Genomic DNA, 21,370 nt, shown 5'->3' with positions numbered 1-21,370 from the left:
AACAAGAAACCAGTAGAAAAATGGGGCTATCATCTACAATTGCATGGCGTTATCTCTTTTCTAAAAAATCACATAGTGCAATTAATATTATTTCTATGGTATCGGTTTGTGGTGTTGCTCTCACTACAATGGCTTTGATTTGTACTTTATCAGTATATAACGGCTTTCAGGAATTGATAGCATCTTTATATTCGACTCTTGACCCGGATATAAAAATTGAACCGATAAAGGGAAAAACGTTTGATATTTCAGATACTCTGTTTACGGATATTTCTAAATGGGAGAATATTGAGGTGTGGTCTCCAGTACTTGAAGAGAATGTTCTGTTAGTGTATAGAGATAAACAAATGCCTGCATTAATGAAAGGGGTATCTGACAATTTCGGACAATTGACAGAAATAGACAAGATTCTATTGGATGGAAATTTTATGCTTCGTGATTCTATTGTAGGTTATGCTACGATAGGAGTTGGTATAGCTAATCAGTTGGAAGCAGGAGCTCGCTTTGTACATCCATTACAATTTTATACTCCTAAGCGAAATGTTCGAGTCAATATGGTCAACCCTGCAGCGTCGTTTAATGAGGGAAATCTTTTTGTTGCAGCGGTTTTCAGTGTCAATCAGCAGGAGTATGATGACCAGATGGTTATTGTCCCTCTTGATTTTGCTCGGAAAATTTTGGATTATACAACCGAGGTCTCAGCAATAGAAATAAAATTGAAACCGGGGGCGGATATATCAGGAATGATATCTCATTTGAAAGAAGTTTTAGGAGATAGCTATACAGTAAAAGACCGTATGATGCAGCAAGAAGATTCTTTTCGAATGATGCAGATTGAGAAATGGATGACTTTTTTGATATTGGCTTTTATTTTAATGATTGCTACATTTAATGTCATAGGCTCATTGTCAATGTTGATTATCGATAAGAAAGAAAATATCCTTACCTTACAAAGTATGGGTGCAGATGATAGACTTATATCCAAGATATTCCTTACCGAAGGTTGTTTGATTTCAGCGATAGGTGCAGTTATTGGCCTTGTATTAGGTATTACTTTATGTTTATTACAGCAGCATTTCGGGTTATTACGATTGGGAGAGGGGACTGGAGCATTTGTAGTAGACGCTTATCCTGTGGAATTGATGTGGGTTGATGTCATTGCTGTAATGGGTATTGTTTCTCTTTTGGGATTTTTATCAGCGTGGTACCCTGTTAGATATATGCGTTCTAAATTGCTTTAAAGCCTAAGATACCAGTCTTTATTGTTGGGAATAGGATTGAAAAATAGTTTTCTTCATCCCAATTTTTATGTTTCAATACTTTATACAGAAGATAAAAATAGCCGGAATAAACTCCGGCTATTTTTATAAGAAATTATTATTCAAATTTCGAAGATATACGAACAGCAATGTCGTTCATTTCTTCAGGAGATAATTTAAGTTTTGGATTAGTAAAGAACATATCGGATTCCTTATTAATAGGAATTAAGTGAATATGTGTATGTGGCACTTCTAATCCGATAACAGCCATTCCTACACGTTTGCAAGGTATGGCTTTTTCTATAGCCTTTGCTACTTTTTTGGCAAATAAGGAGAAGTCGCTTAATTCTTTGTCATCCATGGCAAAAATATAATCCCCTTCTTTTTTAGGTATAACTAATGTATGACCTTGGGTTATTGGATTGATATCCAAAAAAGCAAAAAAACGGTCGTTTTCGGCCACTTTATAGCAAGGAATTTCTCCGGCTACAATACGACTAAAAATAGTTGGCATGTCGATAAATTTTTATGTTTATTATAACCAAAGGTACTACAAAAAAGTGAAATATGGAAAAATGAAATAGGTAACTTATTTCTTGAAAACTTGCTTCATTGGACGACCTGTCCAAACTTGAGGCTGTTCTAAACGGAATACATAAGCAATGGTTGCTGCTGTGTCGAATTGCATCATGCTTTCCTGAAATTCTCCACTTTGTTTGATATTTTTTCCTGCAATGATAAACGGTATTTCTACTTCTTCCAGTGTAATACCTCCATGGCCTTTGTTGATACCTCCATGGTCTGCCGTTAACATGATAATCGTGTCGTCCCAGATTCCAGCATCTTTGATTGCTTGAATAATACGACCGATATATCCGTCCAAAGTATGGAGACAATTATAGTATTCTTGGGTATCATGACCGGATTTGTGTCCAACATGGTCTAATTGGTCGAAACATACAGCTACTAATGCTGGTTTTTTGTCTTTGATATACGTTTCTGCCATTTCGCATAGGGCTTCTGGATAATCATCATAAGAGGGTGCTTGGCCGCGATGGCTTAATGCCAAAGTATCCACTAAATATTTTATTCCTTCCCATTCGTGTAATACACCAATTTCTGCATCTGGATACTGTTTACGCATAATGGAAAAAATGGTAGGAGATATATTGTGTTCGTTTACAACGCGAGATGGAATTTCAGGCGTTTTAGAACCCCATTTAGTGTATCCGTGAAGCTCTGTTCCTACACCCATAAACATGGATGCCCAGTTGATAGCACTGGCGGAAGGAAAAACACAGCGTTTATGCAAAGTATAAGAACCTTGCTCCATTAAGTTTTTTATATGAGGGATGTTTCCTTTTGATACGCTGTATGCTCCCCAACCATCCAATGCAATCAACACAGTATGCTTAGCACGCCATTTTTTTGCAGAAATTGGAGTTGTTACTAATAAACAGCAAAATAATAAAAGAATAGTGATGATTCGATTTTTCATATGATATTATAGTTTTTGATATATTATTCAAAATAGAAATAAAGATAATGATAATGAATCAAACCTTATCTTTATTTCTATTTTGTATGGTTAGTGAATACATTTGAGAACCTTTACTTTATCTCCATTGCGAACGCGTAATATTTGTACGGCATTACCTTGCTGCAACTTTATACTCCCTTTTTGTATTCCTGGGTTCAGAATTTCGCTTTTGGTTTTTGTTCCGTCAATGGAATAAAGTTCGACGAATGTAGCATTTGAACTCGGTTTTGTCAGTTCTACGACCATTTCTTCTCCTGATCGAAATGCTCTTAACCAATCTCCTTTGATTTCTTCAGAGTCGATGGAAGAGGTGTATCCTTCTGGCCCGACTTGTATATAAATGGGTAATCCGTGATTCAATGTCAGTTCGATTACAGTCTGTCCGTTTTCTGGAGCATTGATTTTAAAACCTTCTGCTTCCATATCTGTATACCATTCTCCTTCTAATGTAATACTTGTTTCGGTAGTACCAGGCAACCAGTCTCCAAGAGCCGTACTTTTGGATTGAGGGCGTAAATTGGGATTACATACAGCCAGGTGGAGAGAACCATCAGATTGAGGACGTTGCATCAATAACATCTCAGACCCTACAGCTTTCACTACACTTAGTTTTGTGTCGTCTACTGCTTCGAAGAAAGCATAGGCTGTGATTCCGGCGGGTTTGTAAGTCAATGCATGGAATTTATCTGTTTGGGATAAGATTGTATAACGTTCTCCCCCATCATTTGCCAGTTCTGAAGCCAGGTTTTGCATTTTTTCTGCTGTCGTTTGAGGAACCATTACGAATGTATAGTTCTTATCTGTAGGTTTCACTCCATGGTTGATGTATGCTTTCGTCGCAATTGCCGTTGCCGGAGAATCTACATCGGAACCATCCTCATTCGGACCTTCTTGTTCTCCATATTTTACAACAATATTATCATTTCCTTTAGGAATAAAATATCCTGTGCCTTTAGGAGTTACTATCCAAGTATCTGTTTCGGACGGAAGTTCTTTATCAGTATCACCTGAGCTCATCATTGTACCGTTTATATTCAAATTGCCCATGTCAGAGCCAACTTCTTGGAAAAGATTAGTTGCCGTGATACGGTCGTCTCCATATGACCCGGAAGAACTAATGTTGGAACCCAGGCTAATCAACATGCCGTCAAAGGCATATACCGATTTTTTGAATACCAAGTTAGTAGGAGTGAAGCATTGTCCTCCCCAGGTGTCTACTTGGTCGAAATCACAGGCAAACATACCATAGTTCCCCCATGCTAATGCTCCTGCAAAATCTTTAGTGGCTGTAAATTGGTCAAACCGTTGGGTCGTATTTTGTTTAGGCATCATTTCTCTCCATGAAGTATAATGTACGGTTGTTCCTCCAGGGGCAACATTCCAATCGTAACCAGTAGGAGAGAGAGGTAATCCGGAGTTTGTCAATGCACCACTATAAACAACTTCCATTGTTCCGTGTGATTGATAACGGCTAAATCGACTGGTACCACTATAAATCTCAGCTCCCCACATCCTTGTTGTTGGGGCACGCATGGTTACAACCCAATCGCTACCTCGATAAACTCCGATTGGACTATAATTGAACTGGTAAAAACCTGTATAATCAGCTTCAGGTGCATTGTATTTATTGCTCAGTAAGAAGTAGTTGTATGCTGAAGTCAATTCTGTATCTTCTGTCCCGAAAATGTCTGTCCCGATTTCAATGAACTTTTCTAAATAAGCTTTAGAGAATTGATTCACATGGCCTCCATCTAATGGATGACGTCCACTCAAACTATTTGCATAATAATTGGAGCCAGTATTGGAACGATTACTCATTATATAACAAGCCAAAACAGCTTTTTTCATATAATTGTATGCTGTTTCTGATATACGGAATGCTGTACCTTTCAAATTGTAGACGGCATCGGTCCATCCGTTATATGCATACATATAGTTATTATAATGTGTACCATGATGGAATCCTACACCATCCGGTTTTACCGTGTCATATCCTCCGGATACAGGTGCTACTATCCGCTCCATAAACCGAGACATTGCTTTTAGTTCACGAACAGCAATTTTTGTATCTGGTTGGTAGGCTGCGTATGATAAGAAATGAGATAAATAATTGTACATGATATCCGAGCTGAATTCTGTAGATAGATAATCTGTGTCGGCATAAGCCCATCCGGCTTCAGATATCCAGCGAACCATTTTTAATATCTCAGTCTGCTGTTCTTCTGTAGATTTGGGAAGGAGATTTAACAGTAATTGAGGATATTCACGAACTACGCTATAATTATTTGAAGGTAATTGAGGGTATTGGTACATTATACCTTGGTCTATGACTAAGTCCAGAAAGTCGCGGAATAATTCAGAGTCTCCATCTGTCGAAGAAGCAGCTAGGGCATTTAGTTGAATCAATAAATCACGTTGTTTAGTCGTTGTTAAATCTGTAGAACTCGTGATAATCGGATTTCCTTTGACTGAGCCGTCAGTGTTTCTAACGATATTAAGTGTTCCAACATAATTTCTTACATCTCTTAAAACTCGTGGAGTCTCGGCTGGTGTAGGTGTGTAAGGATATTTTCCTTTAATAGAAGCAATATCATTCAGTTCTTCTTGCGTCGGAGTTGTCAGTTCGATATCCGGCTCAAAAGCATAAGTCTGTAGCAGGTCTTTGTGGCCATTTTGTATATATTCTACATCTTTTGCCATTAAGTCCATGGCTTGACGGCTGTTGTCGGTCGAGCCTTTGAAGTTTACGTCATCGAAAAAGAGTTTTTGTGGGGAAAGCTGTGTTGTATTATCCAATGTGAAACGGACGTAAGCAAGAGTTTTTGCTACCTTTGATTTAAAATCGTATCCGTAAGCTCTATTAAATTCTCTCCATCCTTTAAAATTGATAGTAACGTTAGCTGTATGTTGTACTTCTTTGTTTCCGTTTAAAAATTCCACAGTTAGAGGAGATTCTGTAGCTTGTAGACTGTAAATGTCAAATATGGAAGCATAGCTTACTGACGTTCTGAAGGATGTAAAGTTGATAAGCATTGACGCTTTTTGTCCTGCAGGGACTTCCCAACATAGAGATTGTGTACCTTCTGTCATATGTTCGGTACTTAGAGAGAGTGTACCTTGTTCTGCTACCCATTGGGAGGGAACGACCTCATCTTCAAATGTAAAGGAGTGTTGTGAAGAGGCTGTTATCCATCCTCCTAACAATAACATTCCTGTCAATACTAATTTTTTCATATGCTTTTTCTTTAATAGAATTAAAAAGGGTATACCTGAGGTAGTGAGTTACTGCTTACAAAACGGATTGTCATTTACTAAAACAGATTGCACAACTTCCGGAATACCCTTTTACTGAGTTTGTATTAAAAGTAGTTAGCGGGGATTTTGTTCAAAACCACACGATTGGACTTCTTGTATAGGAAGTGGCATCCAGTAGTATGCCTCTTTGCTTTTAGCTGCAATACCGTTTTTTTCGATAGCTGCTTTCACGCGAGGGTTGTACATGTTGGCTTCTAATACTTTTTCAGTACGTACCAGATGGAACCAGCGCTTGAATTCAGCAAAAAATTCCCATCCACGTTCATCGAAAACTGCTTTGTCAAAATCTTCCGGAGATAAATTGGCTGCTTCTGTATAAGTTCCGCCATTTGCAGCACGCTTACGAATGTCATTCAGACATTGATAGGCTAATGCGTTGGGACTGCCGTCTGCTTTATTTTGGGCTTCGGCATACATCAACAATATATCGGCATATCGGTAAATGGGCGTAATGCCGTTTGTCTGAGCAGTCATAATCACTTTCCCATTTGCATCCAGCGGAGTATAGTCTCTGTATTTATTAATTGCCGGTGAACGCATAGAAGTCCGTTTATAATTTAAAGGACGAGGTGTACCTTCGACTTTAAAATTTGCAATGAAGTTGAAGCTTTTTCGTGTATCGTTTGGATAACGTTCATAGAAGCAGGAGTCTGCTAAATAGTCACTCCATGCAGACGAACTTTCTTCTGTAGCGTAGTATGAACGGCCATAGTTACTTGCCGTTCCATTATTCGAATCATGATTCAAGGCAAAGATGTGTTCTGTATCATCAGATTTGTTTGCCTCTTTCCATAAATTTTCGTAGGGTTGTACTAATGTATAAGTTTTTGTATCTGTATGGTCAATTACTTCTTTGGCTTTATCCCGAGCCAAAACATAATAATCGTGTCCACGTTTTAGAGGCCAACCCGCCATAGTCAGATATACATCTGTCAAGCAAGCTTTTGCAGCTGCCCGGCTGGCACGTGAATTATCGTTGGTACGAGCCCTTTCAGGGAGCATTGTTTCGGCAGCAATCAAATCGGGAACAATAATTTTATCATAAATATCTGCTACACTTGCTCGTATGATTGAACCTGAAGCATTGCCATACATATCTTCGTTACAATCTGGATCTAAGATTGCCGGTACCGGACCAAAGTAGCGTACTAAATTGAAATAAGCGAAAGCTCGCATAAAATGAGCTTCACCCAAGTATGGATTTTTTACTTCATCGGAGACATCTTCAGACTTGACCACGTCTCTCAACATCGAATTAGCCGAACGGATTACAGCATACATGTTTTGCCACATTAATTCTACATCGGCATCATGCTGTGCGTTAGTAACATTTAGCTGGTCAACAAATGTATAACGTTTTGTCATAGTTCCGGTTACTATATCATCGGCTCCTACTCCTAATATTTGTGAGCGGCAATTATAAGCATAGTTCTCGAACCATAAATCGTTATATAAACCATTGGCCATAATTTCGATTGTCTTTTGGTCATAAACCATGGTTTCCGGAGTTAGGAAACTTCTGGGTTCCTGCATTAGGTCTACACATCCGCATAGCAACATGCTTACTGAGCAGGATGCAATTAATATTTGTTTCTTCATTATTTTCATATAGATTAGAATGAGAGATTTAAACCAACTAAATAATTACGACCATTGGGATAATATCCCCAGTCGATACCGGAAGTCAATGACTTTTGTAAAGTAACTTCCGGGTCCATACCGGAGTATCCTGTGAATAAAAATGGATTTTGCAGAGATACGTAAACTCTCAATCGGTTGATGGTGGCTTTCTTCATCCACTTTTCTGGGAAAGTATAACCTAATGTAATACTTTTGACTTTTACAAAACTTCCATTTTCTACATATTGAGAAGAGGGAGTTAAGGCATTTCTATTGCCAATAAAACCTGCAACTCCTGTATTTTTATCATTTTCCGGAGTCCATCGGTTTTCCCATTCCGGTGTTGGGCTTAATACAATTGATCCATTTGTAGAAAGGCGTGCTTCGCGGGTATAATTGTAAATGTCGAAACCGTGCACTCCAATTACGAATAAGCTAAAATCGAAACCTTTATAGCTCAACGCATTATTCCAGCTCCATTGGAAACTCGGCTGTCCGTTTCCGATAATTTCACGGTCATTTTCGTCGATTACCCCATTATTATCTTTATCTTTGTATTTATAAGAACCAGCCTCTGTTCCTACCGGAGCCAAGCCTGCATTTACTTCTTCCGAAGTCCATACGCCTTCATTTCTATATCCCCACATTGTTGCTATTTTCTCGCCAACTATGTTTCTGAAATATTTGTTTTCATAGTTACCGGATAAGTCGGCATAACTGTTTCCGTCTGCTAATTCTTTTACTTTACCTATGTTTCTTGACAATGTAACAGATGTATTCCACCGGAAGTTTTTAGTTACTACGGGATCTGCACCTAAAGTTATTTCAAAACCTTTGTTCGTTACTGTACCGGCATTCGCATATCGACTAGTAAATCCGGTATAGATAGGCATATTTACATATAGCAATACATCTTTGGTTTCTTTTGTATAATAATCTATTGATGCAGTCAACCGATTATTGAAAAAGCCTAAATCCAGACCGTAGTTAAATTGGCTGGTTCTTTCCCATCTTACATCACGGTTGGCCAACCGTTCTGTGACGAAGCTCAAATTCCCGTCTTTATCTTTTTCTGCCGTGATTTGTGTCCAAGCTAGATAATCTTGACCGGAAGGCATTGTTTGGTTACCATTTTCTCCGTATCCGAAACGTAGTTTGAACTGATCCATGAAATCAACTTGTTGCATGAATTTTTCTTGCTTGATATCCCAAGCTAAAGCCATAGCCCAGAAATTTTCCCAACGATTGTCTTTTGCCAAAGCGGAAGAACCGTCGCGACGCCAAGATGCTGTTACCATATAACGATTCTTGAATACGTAGTTGGCACGTAATAAGTAAGAAAGCATAGTCGTAATGTCTCTTTCCGATTCGACTGTATGAAGTGATGACATACCCAGAGCGTCATAACCCAATTTCTCAGAAATCAAGTCACGGCCAAATCCTCTCAAGTAATAATTATTTGCATATTGTTGTTCTAATACGGCTGTTGCATTGATACGATGATCTTCGTTGAATTCCCGTATATAAGACAGAATATTCGTGTTTATCCAGCTATAATTGTGGTAACTACGTGCATCTGCTGATGTTTGTTGCCCATATGACTGATAGTACTCATAACTGCCCGTTCCATACAAGTTTTGGGTGTTTCGATTATAGAATGTGAAACCTTGTGTCATACGGAAATTCAGTCCTTTGGCCAATTTCACATCTACATATCCTTGTAACCGAGATGTATAAATATATCCATCATTTTGAGGAGTATCCACAAAGATAGAGGGATTATATTGAGGACTGATCAAATTATTTGTCCGATAGTCTCCGTTTTCGTCTGTTGGAGATAAAGTATTCGGATAAGTTAATGCGCCAATGAGCAGGTTGTTGTATTGAGAAAAACGAATGGAGGAACTTTTTTGGTAGTCACCCCAGAAATTCAAACCGACTTTCAACCATTTACGAATATCAGTATCTACTTTCAACCGGTAATTGAAACGTTTTCCCCAAGAATTATTAACAATTCCCTGATTGTCATTATAGCTCCCTGAAAATAGAAATTTCGTTTTCTCACTTCCTCCAGAAATTGAAAGTTCGTGAGTATGTTCTATAGACATATTTCGGAAAACTTTATCTATATAGTCATATCCGCCATTTTGATAGAATTCCTGGATTTGTTCCGGTGTATAAAATTCGGACATGGAAGAACCTGTCGATGCGTTAATTTCATTAACATAATCATTTGCTAACTCGGCAAACTGACCGGCAGACATCATTTCCGGTAGCTCATATGGAGTTTTGAAATTGATATAGCCATTATATTCTACATTGACTTTTCCGCTTTCCGGATTTTTAGTAGTAATCAAAATAACACCAGCGGAACCTTTTGATCCATAAATAGCTGTGGCGGAAGCGTCTTTCAGGACTTCGACAGAAGCTATGTCTGAAGGATTTAAAGATGAAAGGGAACCGCCCATCAAACCGTCGATAACGATTAGCGGACCACTTTCCGAGGCTAATGAGTTGGAACCACGAACGCGGATGGTTGCACTGGAGCCGGGTTGACCGGAAGAGGACATAATACTTACACCGGCAAGACGACCTTGTAGGGCATTGGTGATATCAGATACAGGGGTTCCTTTCAATGCATCTGCAGCCTTTACGGAAGCAACGGCACCAGTTAAGTCAGACTTACGCTGTACTCCATAACCTACTACTACAACTTCATCCAATGTTTGAGTATCTTCATCCAAGATAATGGGAAAATGTGTTTTTCCGTCCAATTTAAATTCCTGTGTTTTATAGCCAATATAAGAAATTTGGATGGTTGCGTCTTTGGCCACATTGCTTAGTCTGAAATTTCCATCTAAATCGGTAATTGTTCCATTTGTTGTTCCTTTTACTAAAACGGATGCTCCGATGATGGGCTCATTCCCTTTATCCAAGACTCTACCTGTTATTTGTTGATTCTGTGCATATATTGGTAACGTACAGAAACAAATAATGATAAACAGGCTAAGCAACCGGTGAATCCACAAAAAAGTATTTTTCATAATTTATATTTTAAGATATTTATAAAAATAATAAAAGGGCATACATCGTTTTGATGTGCACCCTTTTATTAATATCTAATTATTTAACGATTGTCTTATAGGCAGCATTGCCCACTTTGATCAAGTATAATCCATTTCCTGCTACCGGAATTGTATTGCTTCCTGCATTGATGGTTACGGTTTTGATGAGTGAACCTGTCATATCATATACAAAGGCGTTTGTCATTTCTTCTGTTTCGACAATAATAGCCCCGACTATTCCGTATACAATAGCTGAATGATTGTCAAGTACGGCATTTTCGATATCAGAAGTTGTTTTTGCTCCTTGATAAGCTCCTAAGCTGATTTTCCCATCTTCTACGCGTACATTTCCAGCTAAATCTTTCTGATATGCAGCAACTGCTTCGTCATGAATTTCCGTACCGTCGATATAACCTACATATAGTTCTGGATAGGCATCGTAACCGTCATAATTCCAAAGACCGGCATTTATAGCTGGGGATGAAACATTCAAAGAGAAATCAGCATTGACGGCTTCTTCGTTTGTAACCAATCCTGCAGTAGAGGTCGGATTTACAAAAGATGAAGCGTCTATTCCGGAAATATAGTAGTCTGCATATGCATTATCGTTAGCTATGGTTACATCGGTTTCTGCAATACCATTATATATAAATTCTATGTTTGATTCAGAATCAGCTGTGAATACAGTATTACCTTCTGTCGGTGTATTATTAACGAAGATATTGTTAATATAATCGCCCATACTCTTTGTTGCTGCACCTACAGAACCAATATTGTTTACAACGGTATTATTGATCATGTGTCCGGCAACATAGATATTCAGGCGATTAGATTTATTATTATGAATCAAACAGTTTACCAGTTTCATAGAACCGCCATTCAGTGCGATAATGGCATTTTTACTATCGGCAGTAGCTGCAGCCGTATTTTCATTGTTACGGATGATGCAGTTGGTGATAGCGACAGCACTGGCAGAATTACCGGTAAATACGACACCTTCTCCTACTGTATTAGCTGCTGTTGCACACTTGTTGTTTTCGAACAAACAGTGATCTACTAATACAGGAGTACTGGCTCCGTCATTTTTGAATGCCAAGCAATAGTTGGTATTTCCATCGAATGTACAATTTTTTACGTAGCTACGGCCATTTCCTTCTGCGTAGTTATATAGGTGCAAAGAAGAACCGTCTTTATTATTTTTAAATGTAACGTTTTCTATGTTGTTTATTTTTTTGAAAGCCGCTGAGGCGCAAAGACGGACAGCATAAAATTTAGTTTTGTCACTTCCAAGTGAGTAACAACCTTCTACCAGACAGTCTTTCATCAAACCATTACCTTCGAAATAAACAATAATTTCAGTACCGCCACAATTTTTGACAATACAATTTTGCATGGTTACACCTGTTTGTAAGAAAAGCAGTTTACCATTACTTGTTGCCATATCAGAGAAAGACAAGCCGTCAAGAATGGCCCCCACCCATTCGTCTGTTGTATTTGAGCGACCGAAAGGACGTTGAGACAGTGTTACTCCTTCAGTCGTGAAAATTGTAGGATTGTCAAACTCATAAGGTTTATTTACAGCATCTGGGCGAACACGAGCATCTATACTGGCATCTCCTTTTTGGAAACTACCGTATACATTTACCTGGTCTTTCATGTCTACTAAAAGAGCAGAACCATCTGTCATAGTGTATGTTCCTCCGGCTATCCAAATTTCGTCACCGGCATTAGCTAAAGTATAAGCTTTCTGAATATCTGCAACTGCATTGTCCCATGTAGAGCCGTCGTTGCTATTGTTGCCGTCTGTAGCAACATAGACAACCTTTGCCGAAAGGCTTGTTGCCAAGAATAGAGCACTGGCAATTGTAAAAAACTTTTTCATATACATGTGTTTAAGTAAGTAATATTATGAAATTGATTGTTTTCGGTGTATCGGAATGTTCTCCTTAAACGAGTGTAAGTATTTATATTATAAAGGTTCAGACAAGAAATTTATGGAGAAAGAAGGGGAGGACTATGATTGCCCCCCTCTTCTTCTTTCCAGTTTTATTTTCTTTCTAACGTTGTCATTATTTTACCAGAACTTTAAATGTTTGTACATGGTTAGGAGAAACTGCTTTCACAGTATAGAATCCCGGGGCCACTGTACGTGCCATAGTTCCATTTATGTTGTTAAGTTGGTCTACCAATGCACCATTCATGTTATAGATATTGACATTTGTATTTTCTGAAGTGCTAATTTGAATAGAACCATTCAGAGCATATACCCGTACATTGTTGTTGACAGTATTTGCTTCTATACTTGAAGGTACAGCTTCGTTGAGTGCGAAATTGTCGAACCAATGTGATACCGGGAGTGTATAATCGTCAGGTAAACCGGTATTGTTTGTTCCTTTGATATTGGGGCGGATAATTAAACGTACCAACATATTTTCTTCGATTTTTACCGGTTGACTATACTCTGTCCATTCTGTGGTTGCGTTGAATACTTTCAACCCATGGCCAGTGTTAGTATCGGGTTCATATACATCTCCGTTTTCACCTGTTACCGCCATAAATGTTTCGGAGTCGGTGTAAACATATACGTCTACACGAATAGGAGCACCTTCTTGAGAGGCTTTGGCTGCAAAATCAAATGTATAATTTCCTTCGGGTACTTCATAGATATCCATGGCCATGTATTGGTCCATTCTTGGATAACTTGCAGCTTTAACGGTTTCCAATTTCATAGACCGTTTGCCTTCGAAAGCATCTTCTTCGTCAATAGAGAGATTCATTTCTCCGCCACGTTTATTGACAACGACCCATTGGCCACTGCGTGCTCCAGGTGCAGGTTCTGCGGCTACCATAATCGGGAGTAGCGTATTTGATTCGAAACCGGGGTTTTGAATTTCGGTATATGTGTCTATCGGCTCAAAAATGACGTTGTCTATTTCTAACGTAGAATTTGCAGTTTCATTCCACATTATGAGATAAGCATTTTTCCATAGTTCTTCATTGGTAACTTCCTGAATGTAATTGGCGATACTTTCGTTTGCTTCTTCTTCAGTAGTGGTTCCAGATGTCGGGCTCCAGATGGTTGTTGCCATTTTGGAGAGATCAAAGACATATTCCATCAATTGCCAATCTGTTGTTGCTGTGAAGTCGGGCGTCGTTCCGCTTGATTTGGGATGATCTGCCGGAACAAATCCATCCAGTAAAGCATAGCCTGTGCATTTTTCTGCATCTTTTTCTTTCAGGGCGATGTTTAGCTTTCCTTTTGCACCGCTATTGGAACGGACATAGAAACTCAGTCGATAAGTCATAGGTTGTAGTTTTACACCTATACGTTGTATCAGGTTGTGTCCCCACCAGCTACTAATAGGCGATTTGTTTACCAAAGCGGCCACTTTACCATGCGAATCTCCTGAATCTTGGATTTTTGCACTTGAAGCATATGGGTCGACACCATCTTTATCCTCGTTATAGAAATACCAATGGCCGATATCTCCTAAAAATTTACCTTTGTCCAGAGTTCTCCAGTTTTGGATTTCATCCACATCAAGTTCAAAGTCCCCATCCTTTAAGAAGTCTCCTTCATCTGTTACTTCTACGTAAGCCGGGAATTCAGGATCTTCGGGAACTGTCGGAGTTGGGTCTGGTTCTGGGTCCGGATCTTCACCATCGGGTGTTGTTTCGGGATTTACAGGGATTAGCCGTACGTTATCGATTAGAAAAGCTCCTGTCTTTGCATTTGTCCCGAAGACTACACGTGCGTCTGCTAAATCTGAAGTTGTAGTTGCTGTTTTGGCCCAATCAGCTACCGATTTTGGTGCATTTATATTATTACATTGGTATGTAAAGTCAAAATCTGCAGTGAAAGTCTGCCATTCAGATGTTCCGGTAAAATCATAACGAGCACCGGAAGCAGTGGATGTCCCACCTTTGTCGTCGAAATCTGTTTTCAATGCATATGTATTACCTCCTCCCAAATAAATCCATGCTGAAATATTTGTATTGCCACTGACGTTTTTAGCATCGAAAACCAATTGGAATTTTTCCGCTTTCAACGGATATTGGACGTTCTGCATCAGATAGGCTTTATACCAACTTACGGAACCGGAACCGGTAATTTCTGCTACATTTTTGTAAGTATCGTCTTCATGTTTCAATACCCCGGTAAAAGCATCGGTGCCATTTTGACCATAAATGGCCCAGTCCCCTTTGGCCGGTGTTGCTGCGCTGGTAAATCTTTCTAAAGTTTTATCACTTGCTTCAAAATCACCGTTTGATAGCCAGTTGAATTGAGCAGAGGCACCCAATGATGTCACAAGTAATGACATAAGAAGTAATCTCTTTTTCATAATATGTAATCTAAAAGTTAATGTAAAAAAGTATCGCTACAAATGTCCTATTTTGCGAAAATATTATTGTGTAAAATCGTTCGGAAATTGGCTAAAAACATCCATTTCTTGTGGGTGCCCCAATTTGTTTTTGATTATCTCCGATTTTGGATTATTTCCGTATTATTTTGCCTTATTTATAGATAGATAAGAATTATTTTTATATCAAAAATCATATCTATTTTATTTTAACTTTTTAAATTATGAGAAATATTCTTTGTCTTTTAAGTTTATCGTTGTTTGCGGCAATAGGATGTTCATCTTCCAAGGAACGTCAAGTCGATTTCATCGAAGATAATATTGCTAATGCCGTGGCTCAAGAAACACTTCAGACTGACATCATCGAAAAGTCTGGTAAGATTCTCAATCCGAGAACTATCGATGAAAATGGGAACATTAAGTATATTCCTATTGATGATTGGTGCAGTGGATTTTTCCCCGGCAATATTTGGTATACATACAAATTGACTGGAGATGCCAAATGGCTACCTTTAGCTCGGAAATATACAGAAGCATTGGACTCGGTCAAATATTTGAAATGGCATCATGATGTGGGATTTATGATAGGATGCAGTTATTTGAATGGGTTGCGTATCGCAAATATACCTGAATATAGGGATGTAGTCATAGAAGCAGCGCGTTCGCTTTCCACTCGTTTCCGCCTAGGAGCAGGTGTTATTCAATCATGGGATGCCGACCGGGGCTGGCAGAGCCAAAGAGGATGGGCATGTCCGGTAATTATTGATAACATGATGAATCTTGAATTGATGTTTGAGGCGAGCCTTCTGTCCGGGGATTCTACGTTTTATAATATAGCTGTGAGCCATGCTGATGTAACGATGGTCAATCATTTTAGAGAAGATAACAGCTGTTACCATGTGGTGGATTATGATCCGGAGACTGGAGCCGTACGGAGTAAACAGACAGCTCAGGGATATGCAGATGAGTCTTCATGGGCGAGGGGACAAGCTTGGGCATTGTATGGTTACACAATGTGCTATCGTTATACAAAAGACAAGAGATATTTGGAACATGCCCAGAAGATTTATGATTTTATTTTTAGTAATAAGAACCTTCCGGAAGATTTGGTACCTTATTGGGATTATGATGCCCCCAATATTCCAAATGAGCCTCGAGATGCTTCTGCTGCCGCTTGTACAGCTTCTGCTTTGTATGAATTGAGCACTTATGTTCCGGAAAAGAATTATAAGGAAGTTGCCGATAAGATTATGTATAGTTTAGGTTCTCCGGCTTATCGTGCTGAAGTTGGGACAAATGGGAACTTTATCTTGATGCATTCGGTGGGTAGTATACCTCATGGAAATGAAATTGATGTACCGTTGAATTATGCAGATTATTACTTTTTGGAAGGGTTGATACGAAAAAGAGAACTGGAAAAGAAGTGAGAAGATATGAAGAGTTCAGTAAATTTATTGTTAGGAGGAATAGGGTTATTTTCTCTGTCTGGATGTAGTACTTCCCAGACGGAGAAAATGGCTTATCCTAATATTATTTATGTATTTCCTGATCAGTATAGGAATCAAGCCATGGGTTTCTGGAGCCAGGAAGGATTTCGGGATAAAGTAAACTTCAGAGGAGACCCGGTACATACTCCTGTGTTGGACCAATTTGCACGTGAATCGATCGTGCTGACTTCTGCACAAAGTAATTGCCCACTTAGTAGTCCCCATCGAGGGATGTTGCTTACAGGAATGTATGCAAATAAGAGCGGTGTCCCTTTAAACTGCAATTCTAATCGCCCGATTAGTTCTTTGAGAGAAGATGCTGAATGCATCGGAGACGTTTTTCGTAAGTCTGGGTATGAATGTGCTTATTTCGGTAAGCTTCATGTCGATTTTCCTACACCGAATGATCCAGAACATCCAGGTCAATATGTAGAAGAACAGAATCCTGTGTGGGATGCTTATACACCGGAGGAACGAAGACATGGATTTAATTATTGGTATTCTTACGGGACGTTTGATGAACATAAAAATCCACATTATTGGGATACGGGCGGAGTACGTCATGAACCAAAGATGTGGTCTCCATTACATGAGGCAGAGAAAGTTGTCTCTTATTTAAAGAATGAAGGGAATGTTCGCGATACGAAGAAACCTTTTTTTATTATGGTAGGTATGAATCCCCCACATAGCCCTTACCGTTCGTTGGATGATTGCATGGAAGAAGACTTCAATTTATACAAAGATGTACCGTTAGACAGTCTTTTGGTTCGCCCGAATGCTGATACCAAGATGGAGAAGGCTATTTGTGCCCGTTACTACTTTGCTTCTGTGTCTGGAGTTGACAGAGCTTTTGGACGGATATTAACAGCTCTGAAAAATCTTGGATTGGATAAAAATACCATTGTTGTTTTTGCGTCAGACCATGGTGAAACATTATGTAGCCAAGGGACGAATGATCCGAAGAATTCTCCTTATTCCGAATCTATGAATGTGCCTTTTCTTGTACGTTATCCAGATAAACTCGTTCCTCGAGTAGATAATCTGATGCTTTCTTCTCCAGATATTATGCCTACATTACTGGGTTTATGCGGTCTGTCAGATTCCATTCCTGATGAGGTACAAGGACGTAACTTTGCTCCTTTGTTTTTTGATGAAAATGCAGATATCGAACGTCCGGCATCAGCTTTGTATATTCAAAATTTGGATGGAGAAAAAGATAGCGAAGGGAAGGTTATCTCTTATTTCCCTTCATCAAGAGGTATCAAAACTGCACAATATACTATGGCTCTTTATATAGATCGTGATAGTAAGACGCTGGTCAGAAGTTTATTATTTGATGATGTAAATGATCCTTATCAAATGCATAATTTGTCATTGGAAGAACATCCTGACGTTGTAAAGCAATTATATCAAGAGATGGGTAATTTGTTGAAAGAGATAGATGATCCTTGGTATAAGGAGCGGATTTTATCAGATAGGATTCCTTATTAAGTAGAGAGTGCAAAAGAAATAAAAAAGTCCAACCGATTTCTTGTAATCAGGCTGGACTTTTTTGTACTATTGGGGGCTGTGGATGAGTTATTTTGTCAATTTCACTTCAAAACTTGCCGCATCCTTACATGTAAATTCTAGTGTGGTGGCTTTCTTGTCACAAGAAATAACCTTACATGCCGGATTCTCACTTATATTCCATTTGCCTTTTAATGTTACGCGAACCGGAATTTCTTGACTTTTGTTTGATATCCATGGCCGAGAATAAATGCTTCTCTCAATTCGTTTGCCTTGTGCATCCAGTTTTTCATCTGGAGCTCCACGGTAGAGAGCTAAATCAGGGTTAGATACGGTTAAAATTGTCTCTTTTTTGCCTAATTCATGTACCATCACTAGGCAGGCTGTATCTACGTGTTGAATCAAGCCTTTTGGTAATACTTCGAGTGTTTCGAATAAAATATAAGAAGTTGTATTTGTATTCAAATCTTGTACGATATGAGCCTTACTATTTTGCTGGAGAACTTTATAAGTCGGCTTTTTAATGAATTGCTCCATCGTTTCTTTGCTTGTTTGTGGCAGTATAACGTATTGGTAGGCACGTCCTTGTGGGGCTTTGCCATGACTGATGGTCAGAGATATCCAATCGCCGGTTGTTGGTTTCCCTTCGTTGGACATAGATTGCTGATTATAATGTGTCTCCAATATTGCTGTGTCATAACCTTTTATAGTCGGAATGTAGTATCCTGTATTTATATGATCAATCCAGTAATTTTTCCCGATAATGGGATTATTCCAATAAGATTTGTCTTGTTTGTTGAGCAAAGCTAATTGAAATACCGTGGTTTCTGTGTCATAATCATTGTTGATATTTTCGATATCACTTCCTAAACAGATAATTTTGTTATCAAAAAAATGATAAGATTTACGTGCTCGAAGTGAACCGTTATATTTGTCGTGTTCATGAAGTTTCATTCCGAAAGCTCCATTCTTTTTTTCCTGCGTAATGCCTCCGGCAAAGGCCTCATCGGAATAGAGCATTTCTTCATATCCTGAATACTTATCGACATTCAAAACAACGGCTTTCAGTTGCTCAATAGGTAAATGAATGGCTGTTGCTCCTGGGATACGCCCCCAATCAAAACCTTCTTCTACCCAACCGCTTGTTTTAGACGACACGTCATCGTACTTATTACGCGCCGTCAGTAGTTGTAAGGAACCATGTGCCAGATAACGGCCATAAATATTTACACCCCGATAATGTTCGGAAGCCCAAAAATAACGGGAATGACCTCGTGCAACTGCTGACCAGTTGTCACGGCGCTGAATATTGGTACAGCCATATCCTAAATTCCAATTGCCTTGAGGGTTACCTTCAGCAATGCAATTTTCTGCTTGCAATTTTTCTTTCATTGCTTGTTCCCGGCTACTGGGGACGAAGGGTATATATTCGGGGTTATCAATTTCATTTTCTTTTACATTTGTTACTAATCGCAAATAGGCATTGCCCATTTCTTTATCTATCGTCTGGGATTTGTCTGGTGTTCCGGCTAATGCCATCATGGCATAATGCATTGGGACTAATTTCCCTTTTCCATCAGGATGGCGGCCGGACATAGACCATGGAAAGTCTAATTTGTTACAGTAGAAACGCATGGCCAACAAGACATTCTTTACTGTATTGTGACCTAACTCGGAGACAGCGAAGCTTGTGCGGCTTAATAGGTAAATCATGTTTGTAGCACCGTCCAGGCCACCTACTGCATAGGCCGGATAATTGTTACAATGATGAAATGCTCCTCCATCCGGTTTGAACGAACCGAGCAGCCCGTCGGCAGGGAGGCAGCCATTATTGATCCAGCGAGAAAAAGCTTTTAAATACTGTACTTTTTCGGGGGAGTCTTCCATCATTAAAATGCTGGCAATGCGCCCGGTGGTTGTTGTATTGAACGAGTCCATATCCAGTCCCCATACATCTGGTTTGATAAATACTTCGTTGGCAATGGAATACCAGCGCATGCCTTTTTCGGCATCATCCAGTTTACCTGCTTTGCGGAGTACATCTTTCATTAAAAAATAAGATGTATAATATCCTCGAAAACTATAACCATAATGAGTAAAATTTCCTAAGCAACTGCCGTAAGCAACTCCTTGGTCTGTTACATGGTCATACATTGCCAAAAACATTTTTTCCAATTCGAGTTTGTCTTTTTCTTCTGTAGCGTTGTTGTATGCGATTGCAATTTTATTCATTAAGTTGAAATATTCTTTCAGCTCCATGTGATTGTCATTGAATATATTCGGATTATAGTTTGGTACAATCCGTTCATATGCTTCGACAGCACGTCCGAAAAACAAAGGCATGCCTTTTACTTCTCCTCTATTGTTGTAAGTAATGCCATATCTTGCATAGGCTTTACGAATACTTTGCATGGTCTTATCAGTCAGTTGGGAAGGTTGATAGATTATTTCACGCAGGCGGGATTCTAATAAAGCAATTTCTTTTTTCTGTTGAGGTGTTACTGTTGCTTCCAAAGCAATGTCCGGACGAATTTTTGAATTTTTATATACAACTAACCAATGGCTGGTTGTTGCAGCGTTGACAAACGGCACTTGTATGTCTGCGGTCTGATAGCGATGGTCCATTTTGGCTGCGGTCAGTAGATGGTCAATACAGAGTTCTCCTGTTTCGTCAGGGGCAACGATACGTATTTCATTCATACCGATTTCCGGAGTTCCTTGCATATCTCGTTCGTAACATACCCACGCAGCACGCCAGCCGGTAAAATTTAGTCCCATAGGAAAGTGAGAGCAGATTTTTCCGTCTTTCAGGAATTCAAAATTTAACGATTTATCTGTTGCCTTTTTATTATATATCCAAACGACAAATCCTGATAGATAGGTATCTTTCCCTGTCGGGTCTTTAGGCTCGAATTGCAAATCTTTCCGAATGGATAATATGCTTCCCGGTTCGAATTTCCAATTTAAAGCCTGAGCTCCGTCTTTATAATGTTCTGTAGTGATGCTCAATTGCGAATTTTCACTACTGATAAAAGATGGTACTTCTGGAGCTTCGAAAGAGAGCAACCGCTCATGCTGTACTAATTGAGCAGAAGTTGTTAAAGAAAATAAAGATGCCAATAGAAGGCCGGTTCCGTGTTTAAATAAGTTACATTTCATAGCATATATGAGATTTTATCGCACAAAGATGGTAACTATACGATAAAATGGAGAT

At 39.0% G+C, this 21,370-nt stretch carries 11 protein-coding genes; 3 read left to right on the top strand and 8 right to left on the bottom strand.

Annotation, left to right across the window (positions count from 1 at the left end; genetic code table 11):
• Positions 1-20: 20 nt before the first annotated feature.
• Entirely contained in the window at positions 21-1,241 is a 1,221-nt protein-coding gene (locus Cop2CBH44_RS10865) for an FtsX-like permease family protein (RefSeq protein ID WP_021929805.1), read from the top strand.
• Between the two features lie 136 nt (positions 1,242-1,377).
• On the opposite strand, the gene Cop2CBH44_RS10860 is transcribed toward Cop2CBH44_RS10865, so the two are convergent.
• The 7 genes from Cop2CBH44_RS10860 to Cop2CBH44_RS10830 form a co-directional block, all read right to left on the bottom strand.
• Positions 1,378-1,773 (bottom strand): HIT family protein, encoded by a 396-nt coding sequence (locus tag Cop2CBH44_RS10860; protein WP_021929806.1) that lies wholly within the window; start codon positions 1,771-1,773, stop codon positions 1,378-1,380.
• 75 nt (positions 1,774-1,848) lie between these two features.
• Entirely contained in the window at positions 1,849-2,757 is a 909-nt protein-coding gene (locus Cop2CBH44_RS10855) for an alkaline phosphatase family protein (RefSeq protein ID WP_200754802.1), read from the bottom strand.
• A 90-nt stretch (positions 2,758-2,847) separates the two neighbouring features.
• A complete protein-coding gene (locus Cop2CBH44_RS10850) occupies positions 2,848-6,033 on the bottom strand; it encodes a polysaccharide lyase family 8 super-sandwich domain-containing protein (protein ID WP_200754801.1) in 3,186 nt (1,061 codons plus the stop codon).
• 135 nt (positions 6,034-6,168) lie between these two features.
• The gene (locus Cop2CBH44_RS10845; protein WP_021929809.1) at positions 6,169-7,713 is read right to left on the bottom strand and encodes a RagB/SusD family nutrient uptake outer membrane protein; all 1,545 of its coding nucleotides are present in this window, start codon (positions 7,711-7,713) and stop codon (positions 6,169-6,171) included.
• A 14-nt stretch (positions 7,714-7,727) separates the two neighbouring features.
• Positions 7,728-10,778 carry a SusC/RagA family TonB-linked outer membrane protein gene (locus Cop2CBH44_RS10840; protein WP_021929810.1) on the bottom strand — a complete coding sequence of 1,017 codons (3,051 nt, stop codon included), beginning with the start codon at positions 10,776-10,778 and terminating at the stop codon, positions 7,728-7,730.
• A gap of 79 nt (positions 10,779-10,857) precedes the next feature.
• Positions 10,858-12,681: a right-handed parallel beta-helix repeat-containing protein gene (locus tag Cop2CBH44_RS10835; protein ID WP_200754800.1), complete on the bottom strand. Its 1,824-nt coding sequence runs from the start codon at positions 12,679-12,681 to the stop codon at positions 10,858-10,860.
• A gap of 187 nt (positions 12,682-12,868) precedes the next feature.
• Positions 12,869-15,142 carry a DUF4627 domain-containing protein gene (locus Cop2CBH44_RS10830; RefSeq protein ID WP_200754799.1) on the bottom strand — a complete coding sequence of 758 codons (2,274 nt, stop codon included), beginning with the start codon at positions 15,140-15,142 and terminating at the stop codon, positions 12,869-12,871.
• 242 nt (positions 15,143-15,384) lie between these two features.
• Between Cop2CBH44_RS10830 and Cop2CBH44_RS10825 the strand changes: the two genes are divergently transcribed.
• The gene (locus tag Cop2CBH44_RS10825) at positions 15,385-16,587 is read left to right on the top strand and encodes a glycoside hydrolase family 88 protein (protein ID WP_021929813.1); all 1,203 of its coding nucleotides are present in this window, start codon (positions 15,385-15,387) and stop codon (positions 16,585-16,587) included.
• A 6-nt stretch (positions 16,588-16,593) separates the two neighbouring features.
• Positions 16,594-18,138, top strand: a complete 1,545-nt coding sequence (locus tag Cop2CBH44_RS10820; RefSeq protein ID WP_021929814.1) for a sulfatase family protein — start codon at positions 16,594-16,596, stop codon at positions 18,136-18,138.
• A gap of 87 nt (positions 18,139-18,225) precedes the next feature.
• Here the strand turns inward: Cop2CBH44_RS10820 and Cop2CBH44_RS10815 are convergent, their stop codons facing one another.
• The gene (locus Cop2CBH44_RS10815; protein WP_200754798.1) at positions 18,226-21,315 is read right to left on the bottom strand and encodes a chondroitinase family polysaccharide lyase; all 3,090 of its coding nucleotides are present in this window, start codon (positions 21,313-21,315) and stop codon (positions 18,226-18,228) included.
• Positions 21,316-21,370 lie beyond the last annotated feature (55 nt).

The organism is Coprobacter secundus subsp. similis (assembly GCF_015097275.1).
Classification (GTDB): domain Bacteria; phylum Bacteroidota; class Bacteroidia; order Bacteroidales; family Coprobacteraceae; genus Coprobacter; species Coprobacter secundus.
The sequence above is the reverse complement of the archived record's forward strand: the minus strand, read 5'-3'. Positions and strand labels throughout refer to the sequence as shown.